We start from the raw sequence: 19020 nt of genomic DNA on the forward strand, positions 1-19020 counted from the left end.
ACGGTCGGTGTGAGGCCGGTCGTCACTGACCGAGCCAGAGCCGCTTCCGGCAGACGGCGAGCATGGGCTCGACCAGCCCGCGGTCGGTGACCCGAACGCCGTTCTCCAGCAACACCTTCACACGACCGAAGAACTCGTGGGGCGTGAGTCCGAACTCCACCAGGATGTCCTCGGCGCGGCCGCCGCCGTAGACGTACCACCGCCGCAGGAAGGCGACCATCGCGAGGTCGGTCTCCGACGGATCCGTCGGATCGGTGGACAGGGGTGCTGCGCCGGGCGTCGTCGACCGGGAGGCTGCGGGGAAGGGTGTGCGTGTCACGACGCGAGTATTGCCCATCGATCCGACACTGCGGTGACGGATCGGTGAACATGCCGACGAGTCACAGCAATTTCTCAGCGGCTGTTCACTCCGGGACAGCGTGATCACCGGGCCGCGCGGGTATGTGATCCCCACCACGCCACCGCGGCGTCGTCCACCGTTCCGGTAGCGGAGGCAATAGATTCGACGGTGTTCGTCGTTCGTCGGCGGCACGACCGCCGGAGGGGCAGCACGATGAACGTTCGACACAGACGACCGGCCACCTGGTTCGCGACCGCCGCAGTGGGCGTCGCACTGGTCACCGCCCTCGCGGCCCCCGCGAGCGCCGCGCCCGCACCGGGCGACTTCTCCGGCGTCCCGGAGCGGACCTCCCTGTCGTACACCTCGCTCTCCACGGGCGTCCACGTCGGCACTGCCAACGAGAACGAGGCACGGCCGGGACTCTCCACGGTCAAGCTCTACCTCGCGGATCACGTGCTCCGACACGGTGATTCGTCCGCGGAGGACCGCGACCTCGCCGCTCGCATGATTCAGGTGAGCGACGACTGGGCCGCCTCGCTGCTCGACAGCAAGTACCCCGGCGCCATCGACGCCGCGGCGCGCGAGTACGGACTGACCGCAACCTCGCGAGGCAGCTTCTGGGGCGACTCCTACACCAGCACGGCCGACACCGTGCGCTTCCTCGACACCAAGAAGCGCACCGATCCCGGCAGCCCCGTCCTCACGTGGATGACCACGGCGCTACCGGTCGCGGCCGACGGCACGGTCCAGGACTGGGGCACCGGTCGACTCGCCGCCGCCACCGGAACGAAGTGGGGCTGGGCGGACGACGGGTCCAGCGTCGTCGCCTCGGCCTCCATCGGCGACGACTTTACGGTCGCGGCCAACACCTACGGCGGCCCGGCGACCCAGAGCGACGACGTACTCACCGCGCTCGGGGCGTTCGATCTGGCGACCCCGACGATCGTGACCGCGCCGAGTGTTCCGTCGCTGCTGGACGCCATCCTCGGCATTCGCTGACACCTACATCGACCGGCCCTACGCCGACTTCTTACGACTCCGATTTCCGGATCGAGCGGAGACCGCACCACCGAGCAGGATCATGCGCATGGTCCGTTCGGCGGCGTCGGTGAGCAACCGCTCGCCGTTCGCGACCGCCTCGGACAACGGCATCGGCACCGTGATGATGGACGCGATGGCGGCGATGCCCACGTCGTGCACCGCCGGCGCTCCGCGACCGAGTGATCCCGCCAACGCGATCACCGGCACGCCGAACTGCTGGCAGCGCCGCGCCACCTCCGCCGGGACCTTGCCCCGCGGGGTCTGGAAGTCGATGGACCCTTCGGCAGTGATGACGAGGTCCGCCTTGCGGATTCGGCGGTCGAGGTCGATTCCCGACAGGCCCGAGTCCAGCAACGCATCGAAGCGGGACCGCAACTGCGCCCCGACCCCGGCCGCGAGTCCTGCACCCAGTCCGCCCGACGCTCCCGTGCCCGCTCCGGTCGCCACATCGCCGGTGGCCACACCGTCCCGCTCGAGGACGCGCGCCCAGTTGTCCAGGGCGGCGGCGAGTTCGTCCACCTGATCCGGGGACGCCCCCTTCTGCGGTCCGAACACGCGGGCGACACCGCTGGGTCCGCACAGGACGTTGTGCGGATTGCACGCGAGCACGACGTCGACCTCGGCGAGACGGGGATGCAGCGCCGTCAGATCGAGGTGGTGCGCCCGGATCAGTTCTCGACCGCCGCGGCCGATCTCACGGCCCTGCACGTCGAGGATCCTGGCGCCGAGCGCCTGCAGTGCCCCGGCTCCCCCGTCGCAGGTGCCGGAATCGCCGCAACCCACCAGGATCGTGTCCGCGCCCGCGTCGAGCGCCGCGGCCATGAGCTGGCCGACACCGTAGGTGGTGGTCGCGCCGGGATCGCGCCGATCGTGCGGTACGAGGGAGAGCCCCGCCGCAGCCGCCATCTCCACCACGGCGACGGAGCGCTCGGAGCCACCGAGTCGGGCCCAGTGCGAGGGCACCGGCTCCCCCACCGGTCCGACGACCGTCGTCTCGTGGAGGGTGCCGCGCGTCGCGGCCGCCAGTGTGCGTGCCGTTCCCTCACCGCCGTCGGCGATGGGCGCGGTGTCGACCCGAACTCCAGGTAGTGCGCGCCGCACCCCCGATGCGATGGCGGACGCGACGGACTCGGCGCAGAGGCTCTCCTTGAAACCGCTGGGGGCGACGAGGATGCGCTGGGGAACTCGTGTGGACATGGTTCTCCTGAGATAGGGGTGGGAGCAGTCAGGGCAGGTACAGCGGAAGACCGAGGGCAGGCCACAGCCATACCGAGCAGACGAGAACGAGAGCGACGGACACCGGGGCGACTGCGGCGGACAGGCGGAGAAGGTGGCCTGCCGAGAACCCCGGGACGGAGTCGCTCGCGGCGAACATCGCCACCGGTTTGGCCGAACTGGTGAGGGTGAGGCAGAAGCCGGCGGCAGCGGTGGAAGCGAACGCCGCGGCGGCGGGATCGATGCCGAGCACCGGCGCAGTGGCGACGAGAACGGGGACGAGCACCGCGGAGCGGGCGGACCGTGACTGGACCACGAGGTGGGACAGCAGCGACACCAGCACCAGTACGACCACGAACACGGTCGCGGCGGACGACCCGAGCGCGCTGATGGGCCCGAAGACCAGGTCGGCGAACCACTCGGCGGCACCCGTCGTGGTCAGCGCCACTCCGAGACACAGTGTTCCGGCCATGAAGAGCAGCAGGCTCCACGGGATGGTGCGGACGGCAGCAGGCAGCGTGGTGGCCCCGACGAACGGTGCCGACGCGAGCAGTGCGCCGATCATCGCGACGATGGCCGGTTCGACACCGTGCACCGGCTCGGTGCACCACAGGGTCACGACGGCGACCAGGACGAGCAGGACACGCTTCTGCGGGACGGTGAGTGGTCCGGCGGACCCGCCGAACGCGTCGCGTGTCACCGAGAGCGGTCGGCGTCGCTCCGCTCGATCGGTGAACAGGGACAGCGCGATCTCCGCCGCGAGATGCGACCACACGATCGCGAGCGGCAGTCCGAGGATCGCCCACTGCAGGAACCCGATGCCCGATCCGGTCGTCGTGCGCACGATCTCGCTGGTGATGAGGTGCGCGCCGGCCCCCAGCAGCGACCCGACCGCGGAGCAGAGGATCACCGCGGGGAAGACCAGGGACAGCGTCAGCACCACTCGGGGCCGTTCACGCAGAACGGTCGCCAGAGCGAGGAACACCGGCAGCGCGAGCGCAGCCCGGCCCGACGTCGACGGGATCGCGAAGGTCGTCAGGAGCAGCACGAGGGTGACCAGATGGACGAGCTGCCGCGGCGACCGGGCGACCGACAGCACGCGTGCCGCAACCCGAGCGGACAGGCCGCTGGCCGTCACCGCCGCGGCGATGACGAACGACCCGACCAACAGCCAGATCACGGTGTCACCCAGTGTGCGCGTGAAGGTCTCGGTGGACACGGGACCCAGGATCACCAACGTCAGAGCGGCGCCCAGAGCGACGTGGGTGTCGTCGAGGGGCGAGAAGATCCACATCCACACCGCGACGAGGAAGACCAGCACCGTGATGGTCCCGTGTGCGGTCAGATCGCCGGCCACTCCTGCCAGGACGACACCGACGGCGAGCACCGCGAGCACAAGGGCACTGACGAGGGTCCGCGGCGACGGCGTCGGAACTCGCCGCGGCGTCCGGGTCGGGACAGGACTGGTGGGAGTACGTCGCCCGGGCGGCGTCGTCGCGAACTCGGTGACGGTCATCGGACGCGGTATCCCATCCCGCGCACGGTCTCCACGCGCTCGGCGCCGATCTTCGCGCGCAACGCACGCACGTAGACGTCGACCACGTTCGAGGCCGGATCGAAGTCGTATCCCCACACCTGCCCGAGGATCTGCTCACGGGACAGCACCTGGTCGGGGTGGCGCAGGAACGTCTCGAGCAGAGCGAACTCGCGCGCCGTCAGATCGACGACCGACTCCCCCACGTGCACACGGCGTGACCGCAGATCGAGACGAAGGTCCCCCGAGGTCAGCGAGTTGTCCGCCGAACCTGCGGTGTCGTCCTGCAACCGCAGACGTACCCGTGCGAGGAGCTCGGCGAACTGGAAGGGCTTGGTCATGTAGTCGTTGGCGCCGCCCTCGAGCCCGGCAACGGTGTCGCGCACGCTGTCCCGAGCGGTCAGGACCACCACGGGTGTCGACACACCCTCGCCGCGCAACTGTCGGAGCACCGTGAACCCGTCCATCGCCGGCAGGCCGATGTCGAGCACCACCATGTCGAAGCCACCGCCACGCGCCATCATGAGCGCGGTCTCGCCGTCGGCGACGTGCTCGGTGGTGTACCCGGCGGCCCGCAGACCCTTGCCGACGAAGGAGGCGATGTGGATGTCGTCCTCCGCGATCAGGATTCGGCTCATCGGATCTCCTTCGTGAGTGCATCGTCTGTTGTGAGCGCCGGGCCGGTCTCGGACCGCGGGCTGTGGCCCGGAGCCGGGAGGTCGAGGCCGAACGTCGCCCCCTCGCCGTGCACACTGCGCACCCAGGCGGAGCCGCCGTGGGCGTCGGCGATGGCACGGACGATGGCGAGTCCGAGGCCGGCTCCCGACCGCGCTGCCGGTGACGTCCGGTCGGCGGGCGATCCGCGTTGGAAACGGTCGAAGATGACGGGCGCGTCCTCGGGGCGGACACCGGGCCCGTCGTCGGCGATCCACAGCGACAACCGTCGAGCGTCCCCGTCGTCGTGGAAGGTCGATCCGAGCCGGATGCGGCTCCCGTCCTCGGTGTGTCCGACGGCGTTGGCCGCGAGCTGGACCATGGCCTGCGTGACGCGCTGGGCGTCCAGAACACACGAGCCCTCCGCGACCTGCATCAGCAACCACTGCCGATCGCCGAGCGTCTGCACCTTCGACTCGATGTCGAGGACGAGTTGCGCCGCATCGACGGGGGCGGGCACGACGAAATCGGGCTGCTCGGCCTTGGCCAACATGAGCAGATCGCTGACGATCCGCCCCATGCGGGCGAGCTCGCTGTCGACGAGCGCCAACGTACGCCGCCGCTCCTCCGGGTCCTCCGACATGAGCTCGAGATGCCCCCGGACGATCGTGATCGGCGTGCGCAGTTCGTGTCCGGCATCGTCGACGAACTGTCGCTGGGTGGTGTACGCCTGTTCCAGCCGGTCGAGCATCGCATTGAACGTCTCGGCGAGATCGGAGATGTCGTCGCGCCCGTGGACCGGGACGCGCGCGGTCAGATCCGTCTCCCCGATCTCGGCCGCGACCGTGCGCACCGTGCGGACGGGAGCGAGAATGCGACCGGCGACGAGATACGCGATTCCTGTCAGCAGCAGCAGTCCGACGGCGCCGACCACTGCCATGGTTCGCATGGTCCGATCGACGAGATCACGGTTCGCACCGGTGAACGCCGTGACGACGAACGTGCCGGCGCGGCCGGTCGCGTCGTCGATGACGACGTGCCCCCACCGCATCTCGCCGTTGTCGGTGTCCAGCACTCCGGCGGGTTCGGCCGACTGCACGACCGTCGTCAGGATCGGTGACCGCGGTGCGAGCACGGTCGGCACATCGACGCCGGGCTGAGTCAGTACCGAGTCGCCCACGACGCCGAACATCACTTCACCCGTGCCGGCCGACTGCCGGGCGAGGTACACCTCGAGAAGCCGCTCCACCGAGACGAACGGCTGCGTCGTCGTGGGATCGACCCCCTCGGACGCGAAGGTCCGGAACTCCTCGGCTTCCTGCGCGACGTCCCCGTTGGCGCGCACGTCGACGTCGCGCAACAGCAGATTGCGGGCGGTCACCAGCACGACCACCAACAGAAGAAGGGTCGTCAACATGATCCAGGCTGTGATCTTCCACCGTGCCGGAAGAGCCGATCCGCGGCGAGCCGAGACACCGGCAGCGTCACTCATCGTCGTCACCGCCGTCGACGTCGTCGACGTCGTCGGCGTCGTCGGCGCCGTCATCGCCGTCGTCCGCGTCGTCGTCGGAGAAGTCGACGATCGGCGGTGCCTGCACTGGGGCCTGAACTGGCGGCGGCGTGATCGGAGCGGGAGCGGCCGGCGCGGGCGCGGGAGAGGCGGGCGGGACATCAGGTGTGGGAGCGATCACCTCGGGCGTCGGCTCCGGCGCCACACTCACCACGACGGGCGAGGGGTCGAGGCGTGGCGCCGGTGATCGCGTCACCAGGACCCCGGCGACGAGAACGCACGCGATGGCCACCAGGACGGCGGCCGCGGCGAGTGGGCGGGAGGAGCGCATGACAGCAACTATGCCGGGGGTCCATGACCGTCCCATGAGACGACGATGAAGGTTTCTTCATGTTCGACACGCCGTGAGTGGCGTCAACGGCCGAGCAGGACACCGATCTGCATCTCGATCTCTGTCGCCACGTCCGCGACACTCTTGGTCGCGTTCGCCGTCAGAGCCATGCTGAGAAACAGGATGGCGGAGACGATGTGGGCCTGCACCTGCCGGTCCGGGTGGTGCGTCGCGTCGTCGTCGTCGCGGCCGAGGATCTCCGCGACGACCGCCTCGGTCCGCGCGGCGAGTGACAACGCTTCACGACGATGAGGTTCCGTGTCGTCACCGAACACGACCTCTCGCTGATAGGTCCGGCCGTTCTCGATCTGCTTGCGGTTGCACTCGACGACCGGCCTGAGGACGGCCATGACGGCCTCGACCGGATCCACGACGTGGGCGGCCGCGGCGATGCCCCGCTCGAGCGCGCTCGCATAGTCCGAGTTCTGCACCAGAAGAAGCAGTTCACCCTTGTTCTTCGCGTAGAGGAAGACCGTTCCGGTTCCCACGTCGGCGTGGTCGGCGACCTGTTGTGTGGTCACCTCACTCACGCCGTACTCGGCGAAGAGGTCGCGTGCCGCCGTGGTGATGCGGTCGAGCTTGTCCTGCTTGTTCCGTTCTCGACGGCTCATCGCCGGGGAGGAAGACACCGCCGCTGCCCTCCTTCGCGCACTCCTGACGGGTGATGTACTCCCGTCATTCTCCCACGGCAGGCTCTCTCAGCTGCCGAGGAAGTCGACGACCACGGGCGCGGCCTCCGCGCCCGCCACACCGGACGCGAACATGAAAAATGGCCCCGGACAACGGTCCGGAGCCATTTCGGTGTCGGGCTGACAGGATTTGAACCTGCGACCACCTGACCCCCAGTCAGGTGCGCTACCAAGCTGCGCCACAGCCCGCGATCCCTCGAAAGGGATCGTGTGTGCCCCGAAGGGAACGAGCAAACACTACCCCAGTGGCGACGCTGGACGCCAATCGCCTCAGCAGCACCACCGGGGCAGTCGCCTACTTCTTCTTGCGGTCCCGCTTCTCCCGGATACGCACCGAGATCCGCACCGGACTGCCGTCGAAGTTGAACTCCTCACGCAGTCGGCGCTCGAGGAACCGGCGGTACCCGGCCTCGAGGAAACCGGTGGTGAACAGCACGAACGTCGGCGGGCGCGTGCTCGCCTGCGTGGCGAACATGACGCGGGGCAGTCGACCACCACGCATCGGCGGCGGCGTCGCGGCCACGACCTCCTTGAGCCAGGAGTTCAGCTGACCGGTCGAGATGCGCTTGTCCCACGACGCGAGCGACGTCTCCAGAGCGGGCACCAGCTTCTGCACCGCACGACCGGTCTTGGCCGAGACGTTGACGCGCTGCGCCCACGGCACGCGCATCAGGTCCCGGTCGATCTCCTTCTCGAGCTGGCCACGACGGTCGTCGTCGACGAGGTCCCACTTGTTGAACGCGATGACCAGTGCGCGGCCGGCGTCGGCGACCATCGAGAGCACCCGCAGGTCCTGCTCGGAGATGACCTCGGACGCGTCGAGCAGCAGGATCGCGACCTCGGCCGCGTCGATGGCGCCCTTGGTGCGGAGCGAGGCGTAGAACTCGGCGCCGCTGGCGTGACTGACGCGCTTGCGCAACCCCGCGGTGTCGACGAAACGCCACACCTTGCCGCCCAGTTCCACCAGTGAGTCCACCGGGTCGACGGTGGTGCCGGCGACGTCGTGCACGACAGATCGCTCGTCACCGGTGAGCTTGTTCAGCAGGCTGGACTTGCCCACGTTCGGCTTGCCGACCAGGGCGACACGACGAGGGCCGGCGACACCGGTTCCCTCGCGGGGCGTCTCGGGCAGGACGGCCAGGACGTCGTCGAGCAGATCGCCCGTACCGCGGCCGTGCGTCGCACTGACCGGACGGGGCTCACCGAGACCCAGCGACCACAGCAGTGCCGCTTCGGATTCCGTGCGCTCGTCGTCGACCTTGTTGGCCACCAGGATGACCGGCGTCTTCGACCGACGCAGGACCCGTGCCACGGCCTCGTCCGTCGCCGTCGCACCGACGACGGCGTCGACGACGAGCAGGATGGCGTCCGCCGTCTGCATCGCCATCTCGGCCTGCCGGGCGATCGACTGCTGCATCCCCTTGGCGTCGGGCTCCCAGCCACCGGTGTCCTGCACCATGAATCGGCGTCCGGACCAGTTGGCCTCGTACGAGACACGGTCGCGGGTGACGCCGGGAACGTCCTCCACCACGGCCTCGCGGCGGCCGATGATGCGGTTGACGAGCGTGGACTTGCCCACGTTGGGCCGACCGACGACGGCGAGCGTGGGAACGGCGACCTCGGCCTCGGCCTCGCCGTCACCCTCGAAGTCGATGTCCTCCCAGTCCGACTCCTCGGACCAGATGCCGTCCGAGGCGTAGACCTCGGTCGCGTCGAGCGTGTCGAATGTGTTGTCGCTCATGAGCGTGCTCCTTCCGGGGCATGAGTCGGACGCCCGATGTCCAGACGCTCGGTGACCAGACGCATCAATTCGTCGATCACCGCGTCCTTGTCGAGGTCGCTGGTGTCCACGGTGACCGCGTCGTCTGCGGGTCGCAGCGGGGACGTGGCACGTGTGGAGTCCGCGTAATCCCGACGCTGGACGTCGGCGAGCACGGCGTCGTAGTCGTCCCCGCGGCCCTCGGCGATGTTCTGGTCGTTACGACGCGTGGCGCGCGTCTCCGCGGACGCGGTCAGATAGATCTTGATGTGAGCGTCGGTGAGGACGACGGTGCCGACGTCGCGACCCTCCACGACGATCCGACCGGCAGTGTCCGCGATCTCTCGTTGCAGCGCAACGAGTTTCTCACGCACTGCGGGCACGGCGGACACCGCGGAGACGGCCGCCGTCACGGCGGACCCGCGAATCGGACCGGTGACGTCCTCGCCCGACACCTCGACCCGCTCGCCCCTGGGATCGGTGCCGATGGAGAGGTCGATGGACTCGGTGAGCGCAGCGACGGCGTCGGCGTCTCCGGGATCGACGTCGTTCGTCAGCACCCATGCCGTCGCCGCGCGGTACATCGCACCGGTGTCGAGGTAGGACGCACCGAGCCGGGTCGCCAACAGGCGCGAGACGGACGACTTGCCGGTACCGGACGGGCCGTCCATCGCGACGATCAGTCGATCCTCCGACGCGGTCACAGGCCGACCGCCCCGTACAGACTGCCGACCTCGCCGCGACCGAGCACCCGCAGCGTGCCGGGGCGCTGGTCGCCGAGAGCGACGGCCCCGATGTCGGTGCGCACCAGGCGTTTCACCGGGAACCCGACCGAGTCGAACAGTCGGCGCACGATGTGCTTGCGACCCTCGTGCAGCACGACCTTCACGAGCGTCTTGCCCTCGTTCACGTCGAGCACCGCGTAGGAGTCCACCTTCGCCGGTCCGTCGTCGAGTTCGACTCCGGAACGCAGCTTCTTGCCCGCGTCGCGGTCCAGGACACCCTGCACCGTGGCGAGGTACGTCTTGGACACCTCGAAGGAGGGATGCATCAGCCGGTGGGCCAGATCGCCGTCGTTGGTGAGCAGGATCAAGCCTTCGGTGTCGGCATCGAGTCGGCCGACGTGGAAGAGCCGCTGTCCTGCCTGGACCCGCTCCGAGACGATGTCGCCGATGCAGGGCCGACCGAGGTCGTCCGACATCGTGGACTGCCATCCGCGCGGCTTGTTCAGCGCGATGTGGACCAGATCGGCCTTGATGACGACACGGGTGCCGTCCACCCGCACGACCGCGACCTCGGGGTCGACGCGGACACCCTGCTCGGTGACGATGCGGCCGTCGACCTCGACGCGTCCCTCGTCGATGAGCTGCTCGGCGGCGCGACGCGAGGCGACACCTGCCTGGGCGAGCACCTTCTGCAAGCGCACACCGTCCTCCGGAGCCACGTGCGGCCGCGGGCCGTCGGTGTGCTGATGGCGGGCGGGCTTGGCGTTGCTGATGGTCGGAGCAGCCGTCGTCTTGCGCTCCGGCTTCGGCGACTTGCCGGGCTTGGAGCCGCTGTTCTTGGGAGCCACCCGGGGGTACCCGGACTTGCCGCCGGGCTTACGGCTCTCGGTGCGCTTGCTGTACGCAGCAGCGGCGACCTTCTTGTTGGGGCGCTTCTTCTGTCGTTCGGGAGTGGAGGCGTCGGATGCGCCGTCCCGGTCCGGTGTGCCATCACGGCGAGCGGAGTCGTTCACGTTTCTTACCTATTCGTCTGTGGTGTCGGTGCCGAACTCGGTGGTCGAGTTCGACTCGGTGTTCTCTCGTCGACGCTCGGCACGCAGGACCCGCGGATCGGAGTCCATGCTGTCGCTGATGTCGTCGATCATGTCCACGCCCGGAAGCAGCGGAGCAAGTTCGGGGAGGTCGGACAGTGACGCCAACCCCAACCGTTCGAGGAACATTTCCGTGGTGACGTACTGCGTCGCCGCAGAGTCCGGGTCGGGACCCGCCTCGGCGATGAGACCTCTCGCGAGGAGAGTGCGCATCACGCCGTCCACGTTCACTCCGCGCACAGCACTGACTCGTGCGCGGGTAACCGGTTGACGATAGGCGATCACAGCGAGGGTTTCCAGTGCCGCTCGGGTGAGCTTGGACCGCGCACCGTCGAGGAGGAGCCGTTCGACATAGGGCGCGTACTCGGTGCGGGTGTAGAAACGCCACCCGTCGCCGGCGAACCGCAGGTCGATGCCACTGCCGCGGGCGGTGAGGTCGGCGGCCATGGCGGTCAGCGCCTGCCGGATGCGCGTTTCGTCACAGTCCAGGGCGGAGGCGAGCTGCGGGACGGATGCCGGGGTGTCGACGACGAGCAGCACCGACTCGAGCGCCGCGCGCACCTCGGCGTCCGACAGGGCGTCGGGAGCGTCCTCGCTCGCTGTCATCCGTAGTCCTCCATCCTCGAGACGTCCATCCGGTCGATGTCGGCAGCGTCGTCGTCGCCGGTCCAGGTGACCGCGAGATCGCCCAGCGCCTCGGGTTGGTCGAACGCGACGACCTTCTCGCGATACAGCTCGAGCAGCGCGAGGAACCGTGCGACCACCTCGACGGTGACCTCGCAGTCGCGGACCAGGTCGGCAAACGTCGCCCACTCACCCACTCCGCGGTCGCGCAGCATCGCCAGGATCGCCCGCGCGTGTTCCGGGACCGACACCGCGGACGCGTGGAGATGGCCGAGACCGACCGTCGGCACCTCGCGCGGGGTGAACGCCGCCGCGGCGATCTCGGCGAAGCGGCGCGGATCCACACCGAGCAACACCTCCGGCAGCAGCGACGCGAACGAGTCCTCGAGCGAGACCGATCGCGGATAGCGCCGCAGCGCGGCGTTCTCCAGTTCGCCGAACAACTGCGCCACCTGTTTGTAGGCCCGATACTGCAGCAGCCGGGCGAACAGCAGGTCCCGCACCTCGAGCAACGCCAGGTCCTCGGCGTCGTCCACCTCGCCCGACGGCAGGAGGCGGGCGGCCTTGAGGTCCAGCAGGGTCGCCGCGACCACCAGGAACTCGGTGGTCTGGTCGAGACCCATCTCCGCGCCCATCGCGCGGGTGTACGCGATGAAGTCGTCGGTGACGGTGTGCAGTGCGACCTCGGTGACGTCGAGTCGGTGCTGCCCGATCAGGGTCAGCAACAGGTCGAACGGGCCTTCGAAGTTGGTGAGCCGCACCTGGAATCCGGTGGGCGTCGGCGCGTCCCCGACCGTCGTGTCCGTCACGACCGTCCCGTCGGTCAAGACTGGGGTGCGGTGTCCCGGTGGATGACCTCGCGGGCCAACGACCGGTACGCGTCGGCACCCGCGGACTTCGGCGCCCACGTGGTGATCGGCTCGCCGGCGACGCTCGTCTCCGGGAAACGCACGGTGCGCGTGATGACGGTGTCGAAGACGACGTCGCCGAACACCTCGACCACGCGATTCATGACCTCTCGCGAGTGCAGCGTGCGGGCGTCGAACATCGTGACCACGATGCCCTCGAGCTTCAGCCGCGGATTGAGACGATCGCGCACCTTGTCGACGGTGTCGTTGAGCAACGCGAGTCCGCGCAGACTGAAGTACTCGCACTCCATCGGGATGAGCACGGAATCGGCGCACGCGAGGGCATTGACCGTCAACAGGCCGAGCGACGGCTGGCAGTCGATGAGGACGTAGTCGTAGCGATCGAGAATCGGGTGCAGCACGCGTCCCAGCGTCTGCTCGCGGCCGACCTCGGTGACCAGTTGGATCTCGGCCGCGGAGAGGTCGATGTTGCTGGGGAGCAGGTCCATCCCGTCCACCCGCGTACGCATGAGGACGTCGTCGATCGCTACCCGCGGCTCCACCAGCAGGTTGTGCACCGTGAGGTCCAACTCGTGGTGTGGCACACCGAGACCTGCGGAGAGCGCGCCCTGCGGATCGAGGTCGACCAGCAGGACTCGGCGTCCGTACTCGGCCAGCGACGCACCCAGATTGATGGTCGACGTGGTCTTGCCGACGCCGCCCTTCTGGTTGCACATCGCGATGACCGTCGCCGGTCCGTGCGAGGACAGCGGCTGCGGATCCGGGATGTCGCGATACGGGCGCCCCGTCGGACCCATGCCCGACGGGTGGGCCAGGGTCGGATGTTCCGGTTCGGGCTGACGAGTGCGGAACAGTGCTCCGTCGTCGTGCGCCGCTGACACCACCGGACCTCCATCCTCACCTCGTGCTGCAGTTCCCCTGAACGCTACCGCGTGTCGGGTGCAGCTTCGTGCGGACACGCTACCGTGCGCGCGGATGCGCCTCGGCCCACACTTCGCGCAACGTCGTGACGGTGACCAGTGTGTAGATCTGCGTGGTGGTCACCGAAGCGTGACCCAGAAGTTCCTGCACCACACGTACGTCCGCGCCGCCGTCGAGAAGGTGGGTCGCGAAGGAGTGCCGCAACGTGTGCGGGGAGACGCTGGCTCCGATCCCGGCGCGCTCCGCCGCGGTCTGCAGGACCTGCCAGGCGCTCTGGCGTGACAACCGCCCGCCCCGCACGTTCAGCAGCAGCGCGGGCGTGCCCTGCGACACCAGTGCGGGTCGACCACGGACGAGGTACGCGTCGACGGCGTCGAGTGCGGGACGGCCGATGGGCACGATGCGCTCCTTGCCACCCTTGCCGTGCAGGACCACGGACCGCGAGTCGGAGTCGATGTCGTCGACGTCGAGACCCACGGCCTCGGAGATGCGCGCACCGGTGGAGTAGAGGAGCTCGAGCAGCGCCCGGTCGCGAAGACCGCACGGGGTGTCCGCGGCCTCCCCGGCGACGGCATCGAGGAGCGCGAACACCTGCTCGACGGAGAGCGACTTCGGGAGCCGGCGGCCCGGCGCCGGCGGTTTGACCCCGGCAGCGACGTCGACGTCGACGATGCCCTCGGCCAGCGCGAAGCGGTGGACTCCGCGAACCGCGATGACCGTGCGCGCGGCGCTGCTCGCCGCGAGCGGCGGGAACAGCTCGTTGCCGGACCGGAGGGCCGTCACGAACTCCGCGACGTCCACCTCGGTGACGTCGCGGAGACTGTTCCGGTCGAGTTCACCCAGATGGCTGGCGTAGCGCGAGAGGTCGCGGCGGTACGAGGTGATGGTGTTGCGAGCTGACCCGCGCTCGACGGCGAGGTGATCGAGATAGGTCGCGATCACCTCGCCCGGCGAGTCAGCTGCCATGCGCGCCCTTGCGCTTCTCGAACTCGGTGGGTCGATCACGCCAGGGTGCATCGCTCGGCCGCAACGGAACCGAGCGTGACCGCACCGCCGCCAGCGCCAGGATTCCCGCCACCGCCGACGCGTTCACGATCTCGCCGCTGAACACGCGCGACACCGCCTCGTCCACCGGGACGCGGACGAGCTCGATGTCGGCTTCCTCGTCGTGAGCCTCCGGTCGATCGACCTCGGTCACCTCGTCGGCCAGGTAGATCCGCACGGTCTCGTCCGTGAACCCGGGTGACGCCGCCACGTCGACCAGCAAAGACAGGGACGCCGCGGCGAGCCCCGTCTCCTCGGTCAGCTCACGCTTCGCGGCCTCGACGGGATCCTCCCCCGGCTCGTCCAACAAACCCGCGGGAAGCTCGAGCAGGCGACGCCCCAGAGGGTGCCGGTACTGGCTGATCAGCACGATGCGCTCGTCGTCGTCCAGCGCGACCACGGCGACCGCACCGTGATGCTCGACGACCTCACGTTCGGCCCTACGACCGCCGGGCATCGTCACCTGGTCGAGCCGGAGCGCGAGAATCGCACCCTGGTACTCGACGGACGATTCGAGGATCTCGAACTCGTGACGATCGGCCATGGTCAGGCCTTCGTCGCGGCGGGTTCGGCCGGCTGCGCCGTGACGGACTCGTCACCGTGGACGTCGACGGGCAGCCGCTCCTCGGACTTGTACGAGAGCGCAGCGGAGATCAGCGACGCGAAGAGCGGGTGCGGCCGCGTCGGCCGGCTCTTGAGTTCGGGATGCGCCTGCGTGCCGACGAAGAACGGATGCGCGCTCCGCGGCAGTTCGACGAACTCGACCAGGTGGCCGTCCGGGGACGTGCCGCTGAACTGCAGTCCACTCTCCGCGATGCGGTCGCGGTAGCTGTTGTTGACCTCGTAGCGATGGCGGTGACGCTCGGAGACGGACTCGCTGCCGTAGGCCTGCGACACCACCGACCCCTTGGTGAGCGTGGCGGGGTAGGCCCCGAGGCGCATCGTGCCGCCCAGGTCCGCCTCGCCGGCGACCGCCTGCTCCTGGTCCGCCATCGTCGAGATGACCGGCTGTGTCGTCTCGGGCTCGAACTCGGCCGAGTTCGCATCGGTGAGACCGACGGACCGCGCCGCCTCGATGACCATGCACTGCAGACCCAGGCAGAGCCCGAGCGTCGGGATCTTGTGCGTCCGGGCGTGGGTGATCGCGCCGAGCTTGCCCTCGATACCGCGGATGCCGAAGCCGCCGGGAATCACCACGGCGTCGATGTCGGCGAGCGCCAGCTTGGCGCCGGCCGCGGTGTCGCAGTCGTCGGACTGCACCCACACGAGTTCGACCTTCGCGCGGTTGGCGAAACCGCCGGCCCGCAGCGCCTCGGTCACCGACAGGTAGGCGTCGGGCAGATCGACGTACTTGCCGACCAGGGCGACGCGCACCGTCTCGCGAGGCTGGTGCACTCGCTCGAGGAGGGTTCCCCACACGGTCCAGTCGACGTCCCGGAACGGCAGTCCGAGCTGCCGCACGACATACGCGTCGAGACCCTCGCCGTGCAGCACGCGCGGGATGTCGTAGATGGAGGGCGCGTCGGGGGTGGAGATGCACCCGTCGACGTCCACGTCGCACATGAGCGCGATCTTCGCCTTGAGGGCCTGCGGCACGTCGCGGTCGGATCGCAGGATCAGCGCGTCGGGCTGAATACCGATGCTGCGCAACGCCGCCACCGAGTGCTGCGTCGGCTTGGTCTTGAGCTCACCCGAGGGCGCGAGGAACGGAACGAGCGAGACGTGAAGGAAGAAGACGTTCTCCCGGCCCACGTCGTGGCGGACCTGACGCGCCGCTTCGAGGAAGGGCTGCGACTCGATGTCGCCGACGGTGCCACCGATCTCGGTGATGACGACGTCGGGCTCCTGGCCCTGCAGATCCGGTCCGCGCATCGCGAGGATGCGGGCCTTGATCTCGTCGGTGATGTGCGGGATGACCTGGACGGTGTCGCCGAGGTACTCGCCGCGACGCTCCTTGGCGATCACCGTGGAGTACACCTGGCCGGTGGTCACGTTGGCGTATCCGGAGAGATCCCGATCGAGGAACCGCTCGTAGTGGCCGACGTCGAGGTCGGTCTCCGCGCCGTCCTCGGTGACGAAGACCTCGCCGTGCTGGAACGGGTTCATCGTTCCGGGATCGACGTTGAGGTAGGGATCGAGCTTCTGCATCGTGACGCGAAGGCCACGTGAGGTGAGAAGCTGACCGAGGCTCGAGGCCGTGAGCCCCTTGCCGAGCGACGACGCGACGCCGCCGCTGACGAAGATGTGCTTGATGTCGGCCCGCGTGTGAATGCGTGACTGCAAAGAGACTCCCGTGACGGTGCGACCCGATGGTGACAGCGAGCGAATCGCTCAACATCGAGTGGTTCGGAACCTGGCCGACCCACGGGACTTCACGGTAACACCTTCACGCGAGTTCGGTCGACACCACGCGGGCGACGACGGCTGGAGTACCTAGCTCGGGGTCGCCCCGACCGTCACGGCCGTCGCGGCAGGACCCGTTCCGTACCGACCCGTACCACCGGCGAGCTGCTCACCGAGTGCCAAGGCGACGGTGATGCGCCCCGACGTGCGATCGACGCCGTCGACGGTGCTGGTCCCGGCTGCGAGGGCGGAATCCGACCGCACCACCGCGATGGGACCGCTGCCCTCGGCCGAACCGGCACGGCCCGCGAGCACGGTTCCGGCTCCGCGTCCGTCCAGAGCGCCGGCGAAGCGAGCCACGATCGCGCCGCGGTTGCCGTCCTCACCCGAGTCGGCGGCCTGTCCGGAGACCACCACCGCGAGCTGTGCCGGTGCCACGGCACCGTCGTCGTACGTGATGAAGCCGCCGCCGCGCAGGGTGTCGAGGGCCAGGCCCAGTTCCTCCGGCGTGCTCTGCGGTTCGGCGGTCTGTGCGTTCAGCAACAGCACCGTACCGAGCAGATCGCCGGCGAGGCTGCCCTGATCCACCGATCCCGTACGCAGTTGCGCGCCTGCGGGAACCACGTTGGTGAGGCGCGTGCGGAGATCGTCGCCGCTGGCGGCGGACACGAACGCCTCGGTGAGCCCCACTCGTCCGGTCACCGACCCGCCCGCGTCGGCGATGGTGCGCTGCACACCCTCCACGTCGGCGGGGTCTGCGTCGGGCGTGGTGACCAGCACGACGGTGCGGTCGGCCAGCGCTCCCGCGACCACCCGGGTCGCGACGGCCGCGTCGAAACCGTCGGCGGCGTTGAGTTGCTCACCGAGTGCGTTGTTCGCCGACTGCAGGTCGTTCACCTCGGTCTGCAGATCGTCCCGGTCGTCGCGCAGTCCGGACAGCACTCGACCGGACAGCAGGCCGGAGCCGAGGACGACTCCGACCGCGAGCGCCAGGAACACCGCGATCAACGAGATGGTGTGCTGACGAAGCGAAATCACTGAAGCAGCCCCTGCACCCACAGGGCGAAGCTGTTCCAGGTCTCGATCGCCCAGTCCAGAGTCGCACCGCTGCCGTTGGTCACGACGAGCGCCGCGATGACGGCGATGAGGGCTGCGAGGACGAGCAGCGCCACCGCGCCACCGGAGACCCGGCTGCGGTACAACGTCGCCATGGCCTTGGCGTCCACCAGTTTCGGACCGACCTTGAGTCGGGTCATGAACGTCGACGGTGTGTCCGCGCGCTTGCTGGCGTCGAAGAACTCGTCGAGCGACGCGGCACATCCGACCGTGACGATGAGTGACGCGCCGTGGTGGTCGGCGAGCAGGAGCGCGAGGTCCGCCGGGGTGCCCGTGGCCGGGAACGTCATGGCTCCGATGCCCAGGTCCTGGATGCGCTCGAGGCCTTTGGCGTGGCCGTCGGAATCGGCGGGGAGCACCACCTCGGCGCCGGACTTCAGCGTGCGGCTGCTCACGTCGTCCGGGTCGCCGACGATCAGGTCGGGGCGGTATCCCGCCTCCGACAGCGTGTCGGCGCCGGCGCCGACACCGATGAGGATCGGCGAGTACTCCTTGATGAACGGCTTGAGCGACTTGAGATCGGCCACGTGGTCGGTGCCCTCGGCGACGACCACGACGTGACGACCGTTCATGTCGACGTCCACCTCGGGCACTCCGACGCCGTCGATCAGCAGCGGCGACTCGGTGCGGATGAACTCGATCGTGTTGCCCGAGAACGCTTCCAGGTGATCGATCAGACCAGACTTGGCCTCGATCATGCGGTCGGAGATGTCGGCCTCGGACTGCTCGGTGCCGGTGGCGAGACGTCGCTCCCCGGCGTATACGTTGCCGTCGTGCAGGCGGATCTTCGAACCGTCCTTGACCTTCTTGAAGACGTCGGAGCCCACCTCGTCGATGAGCTCGATGCCGTTGGCGACGAGCACCTCCGGACCGAGATTGGGGTAGCGCCCCGAGATCGAGGCGGAGGCGTTGACCACGGCCGTCACGCCGGCCTGTACCAGCAGGTCGGCGGTGATCCGGTCGAGGTCGAGTTCGTCGAGAACGACGATGTCTCCGGGACCGACACGGCGCAGGAGCTTGGCCGTGGAGCGATCGACCCGAGCGATTCCCGTGACTCCGGGAAGTGAGTCATGACTACGCGAGAGCAGAGCCGGCATCTTCATGCACACGATGATGGACAACAACACGGCAGCATCGGCGGAGGCGCGCCGTAA

The 19020-nt window shown here is 68.9% G+C and carries 19 protein-coding genes and 1 tRNA gene; 1 reads left to right on the forward strand and 19 read right to left on the reverse strand.

The features are described from left to right. Nucleotides 1–22 precede the first annotated feature (22 nt). Nucleotides 23–319, reverse strand: coding sequence for a DUF3263 domain-containing protein (locus tag OHB23_RS15570; RefSeq protein ID WP_222637488.1), 297 nt, complete (start codon nt 317–319; stop codon nt 23–25). 234 nt (nt 320–553) lie between these two features. Here OHB23_RS15570 and OHB23_RS15575 point away from each other — a divergent pair, with 234 nt between their 5' ends. After that, nucleotides 554–1339: a hypothetical protein gene (locus OHB23_RS15575; protein ID WP_307093133.1), complete on the forward strand. Its 786-nt coding sequence runs from the start codon at nt 554–556 to the stop codon at nt 1337–1339. Between the two features lie 18 nt (nt 1340–1357). Here the strand turns inward: OHB23_RS15575 and OHB23_RS15580 are convergent, their stop codons facing one another. The 18 genes from OHB23_RS15580 to steA all read right to left on the reverse strand — a co-directional run bounded on the left by OHB23_RS15580 (nt 1358) and on the right by steA (nt 18969). Then, nucleotides 1358–2578, reverse strand: a complete 1221-nt coding sequence (locus OHB23_RS15580; protein WP_307093134.1) for a glycerate kinase family protein — start codon at nt 2576–2578, stop codon at nt 1358–1360. Between the two features lie 28 nt (nt 2579–2606). Continuing rightward, nucleotides 2607–4112, reverse strand: a complete 1506-nt coding sequence (locus OHB23_RS15585) for an SLC13 family permease (protein WP_328809855.1) — start codon at nt 4110–4112, stop codon at nt 2607–2609. Continuing rightward, nucleotides 4109–4768: a response regulator transcription factor gene (locus OHB23_RS15590; RefSeq protein ID WP_056444417.1), complete on the reverse strand. Its 660-nt coding sequence runs from the start codon at nt 4766–4768 to the stop codon at nt 4109–4111. The genes OHB23_RS15585 and OHB23_RS15590 overlap by 4 nt, the downstream gene beginning before the upstream one ends. Next, nucleotides 4765–6276, reverse strand: a complete 1512-nt coding sequence (locus OHB23_RS15595; protein WP_328809856.1) for a sensor histidine kinase — start codon at nt 6274–6276, stop codon at nt 4765–4767. Before OHB23_RS15595 ends, OHB23_RS15590 begins: the two co-directional genes overlap by 4 nt. Next, nucleotides 6269–6625 carry a hypothetical protein gene (locus tag OHB23_RS15600; RefSeq protein WP_328809857.1) on the reverse strand — a complete coding sequence of 119 codons (357 nt, stop codon included), beginning with the start codon at nt 6623–6625 and terminating at the stop codon, nt 6269–6271. The genes OHB23_RS15595 and OHB23_RS15600 overlap by 8 nt, the downstream gene beginning before the upstream one ends. Nucleotides 6626–6708: 83 nt before the next feature. Beyond that, nucleotides 6709–7314, reverse strand: coding sequence for a TetR/AcrR family transcriptional regulator (locus OHB23_RS15605; RefSeq protein ID WP_328809859.1), 606 nt, complete (start codon nt 7312–7314; stop codon nt 6709–6711). Between the two features lie 175 nt (nt 7315–7489). Beyond that, nucleotides 7490–7563, reverse strand: a tRNA-Pro gene (locus OHB23_RS15610). Between the two features lie 106 nt (nt 7564–7669). Beyond that, on the reverse strand, nt 7670–9115 hold the full coding sequence (gene der, locus OHB23_RS15615; RefSeq protein WP_056444408.1) for a ribosome biogenesis GTPase Der: 1446 nt from the start codon (nt 9113–9115) through the stop codon (nt 7670–7672). Further along, nucleotides 9112–9804 carry a (d)CMP kinase gene (gene cmk, locus OHB23_RS15620; protein WP_328811656.1) on the reverse strand — a complete coding sequence of 231 codons (693 nt, stop codon included), beginning with the start codon at nt 9802–9804 and terminating at the stop codon, nt 9112–9114. The genes der and cmk overlap by 4 nt, the downstream gene beginning before the upstream one ends. Before the next feature lie 29 nt (nt 9805–9833). Then, the gene (locus OHB23_RS15625; protein ID WP_081821205.1) at nt 9834–10871 is read right to left on the reverse strand and encodes a pseudouridine synthase; all 1038 of its coding nucleotides are present in this window, start codon (nt 10869–10871) and stop codon (nt 9834–9836) included. A 9-nt stretch (nt 10872–10880) separates the two neighbouring features. Beyond that, nucleotides 10881–11555, reverse strand: a complete 675-nt coding sequence (gene scpB / locus OHB23_RS15630) for an SMC-Scp complex subunit ScpB (protein WP_051613243.1) — start codon at nt 11553–11555, stop codon at nt 10881–10883. Continuing rightward, nucleotides 11552–12400 (reverse strand): segregation and condensation protein A, encoded by an 849-nt coding sequence (locus OHB23_RS15635; protein ID WP_222632467.1) that lies wholly within the window; start codon nt 12398–12400, stop codon nt 11552–11554. The genes scpB and OHB23_RS15635 overlap by 4 nt, the downstream gene beginning before the upstream one ends. Next, complete coding sequence (locus tag OHB23_RS15640; protein ID WP_051613290.1) at nt 12397–13296, reverse strand: ParA family protein; 900 nt, start codon at nt 13294–13296, stop codon at nt 12397–12399. The genes OHB23_RS15635 and OHB23_RS15640 overlap by 4 nt, the downstream gene beginning before the upstream one ends. A gap of 106 nt (nt 13297–13402) precedes the next feature. After that, nucleotides 13403–14329, reverse strand: coding sequence for a site-specific tyrosine recombinase XerD (xerD, locus tag OHB23_RS15645; RefSeq protein ID WP_328809860.1), 927 nt, complete (start codon nt 14327–14329; stop codon nt 13403–13405). Then, entirely contained in the window at nt 14319–14957 is a 639-nt protein-coding gene (locus OHB23_RS15650) for an NUDIX hydrolase (RefSeq protein ID WP_328811657.1), read from the reverse strand. The genes xerD and OHB23_RS15650 overlap by 11 nt, the downstream gene beginning before the upstream one ends. Then, entirely contained in the window at nt 14954–16690 is a 1737-nt protein-coding gene (locus OHB23_RS15655) for a CTP synthase (RefSeq protein ID WP_056444396.1), read from the reverse strand. The genes OHB23_RS15650 and OHB23_RS15655 overlap by 4 nt, the downstream gene beginning before the upstream one ends. A 150-nt stretch (nt 16691–16840) precedes the next feature. Then, nucleotides 16841–17788, reverse strand: a complete 948-nt coding sequence (locus OHB23_RS15660; RefSeq protein WP_328809861.1) for a copper transporter — start codon at nt 17786–17788, stop codon at nt 16841–16843. Next, nucleotides 17785–18969 carry a putative cytokinetic ring protein SteA gene (gene steA / locus OHB23_RS15665; RefSeq protein WP_027505465.1) on the reverse strand — a complete coding sequence of 395 codons (1185 nt, stop codon included), beginning with the start codon at nt 18967–18969 and terminating at the stop codon, nt 17785–17787. The genes OHB23_RS15660 and steA overlap by 4 nt, the downstream gene beginning before the upstream one ends. Nucleotides 18970–19020 lie beyond the last annotated feature (51 nt).

Origin of the sequence: Rhodococcus sp. NBC_00294 (assembly GCF_036163995.1) — a bacterium.
In the GTDB taxonomy this organism is placed as follows: domain Bacteria; phylum Actinomycetota; class Actinomycetes; order Mycobacteriales; family Mycobacteriaceae; genus Rhodococcoides.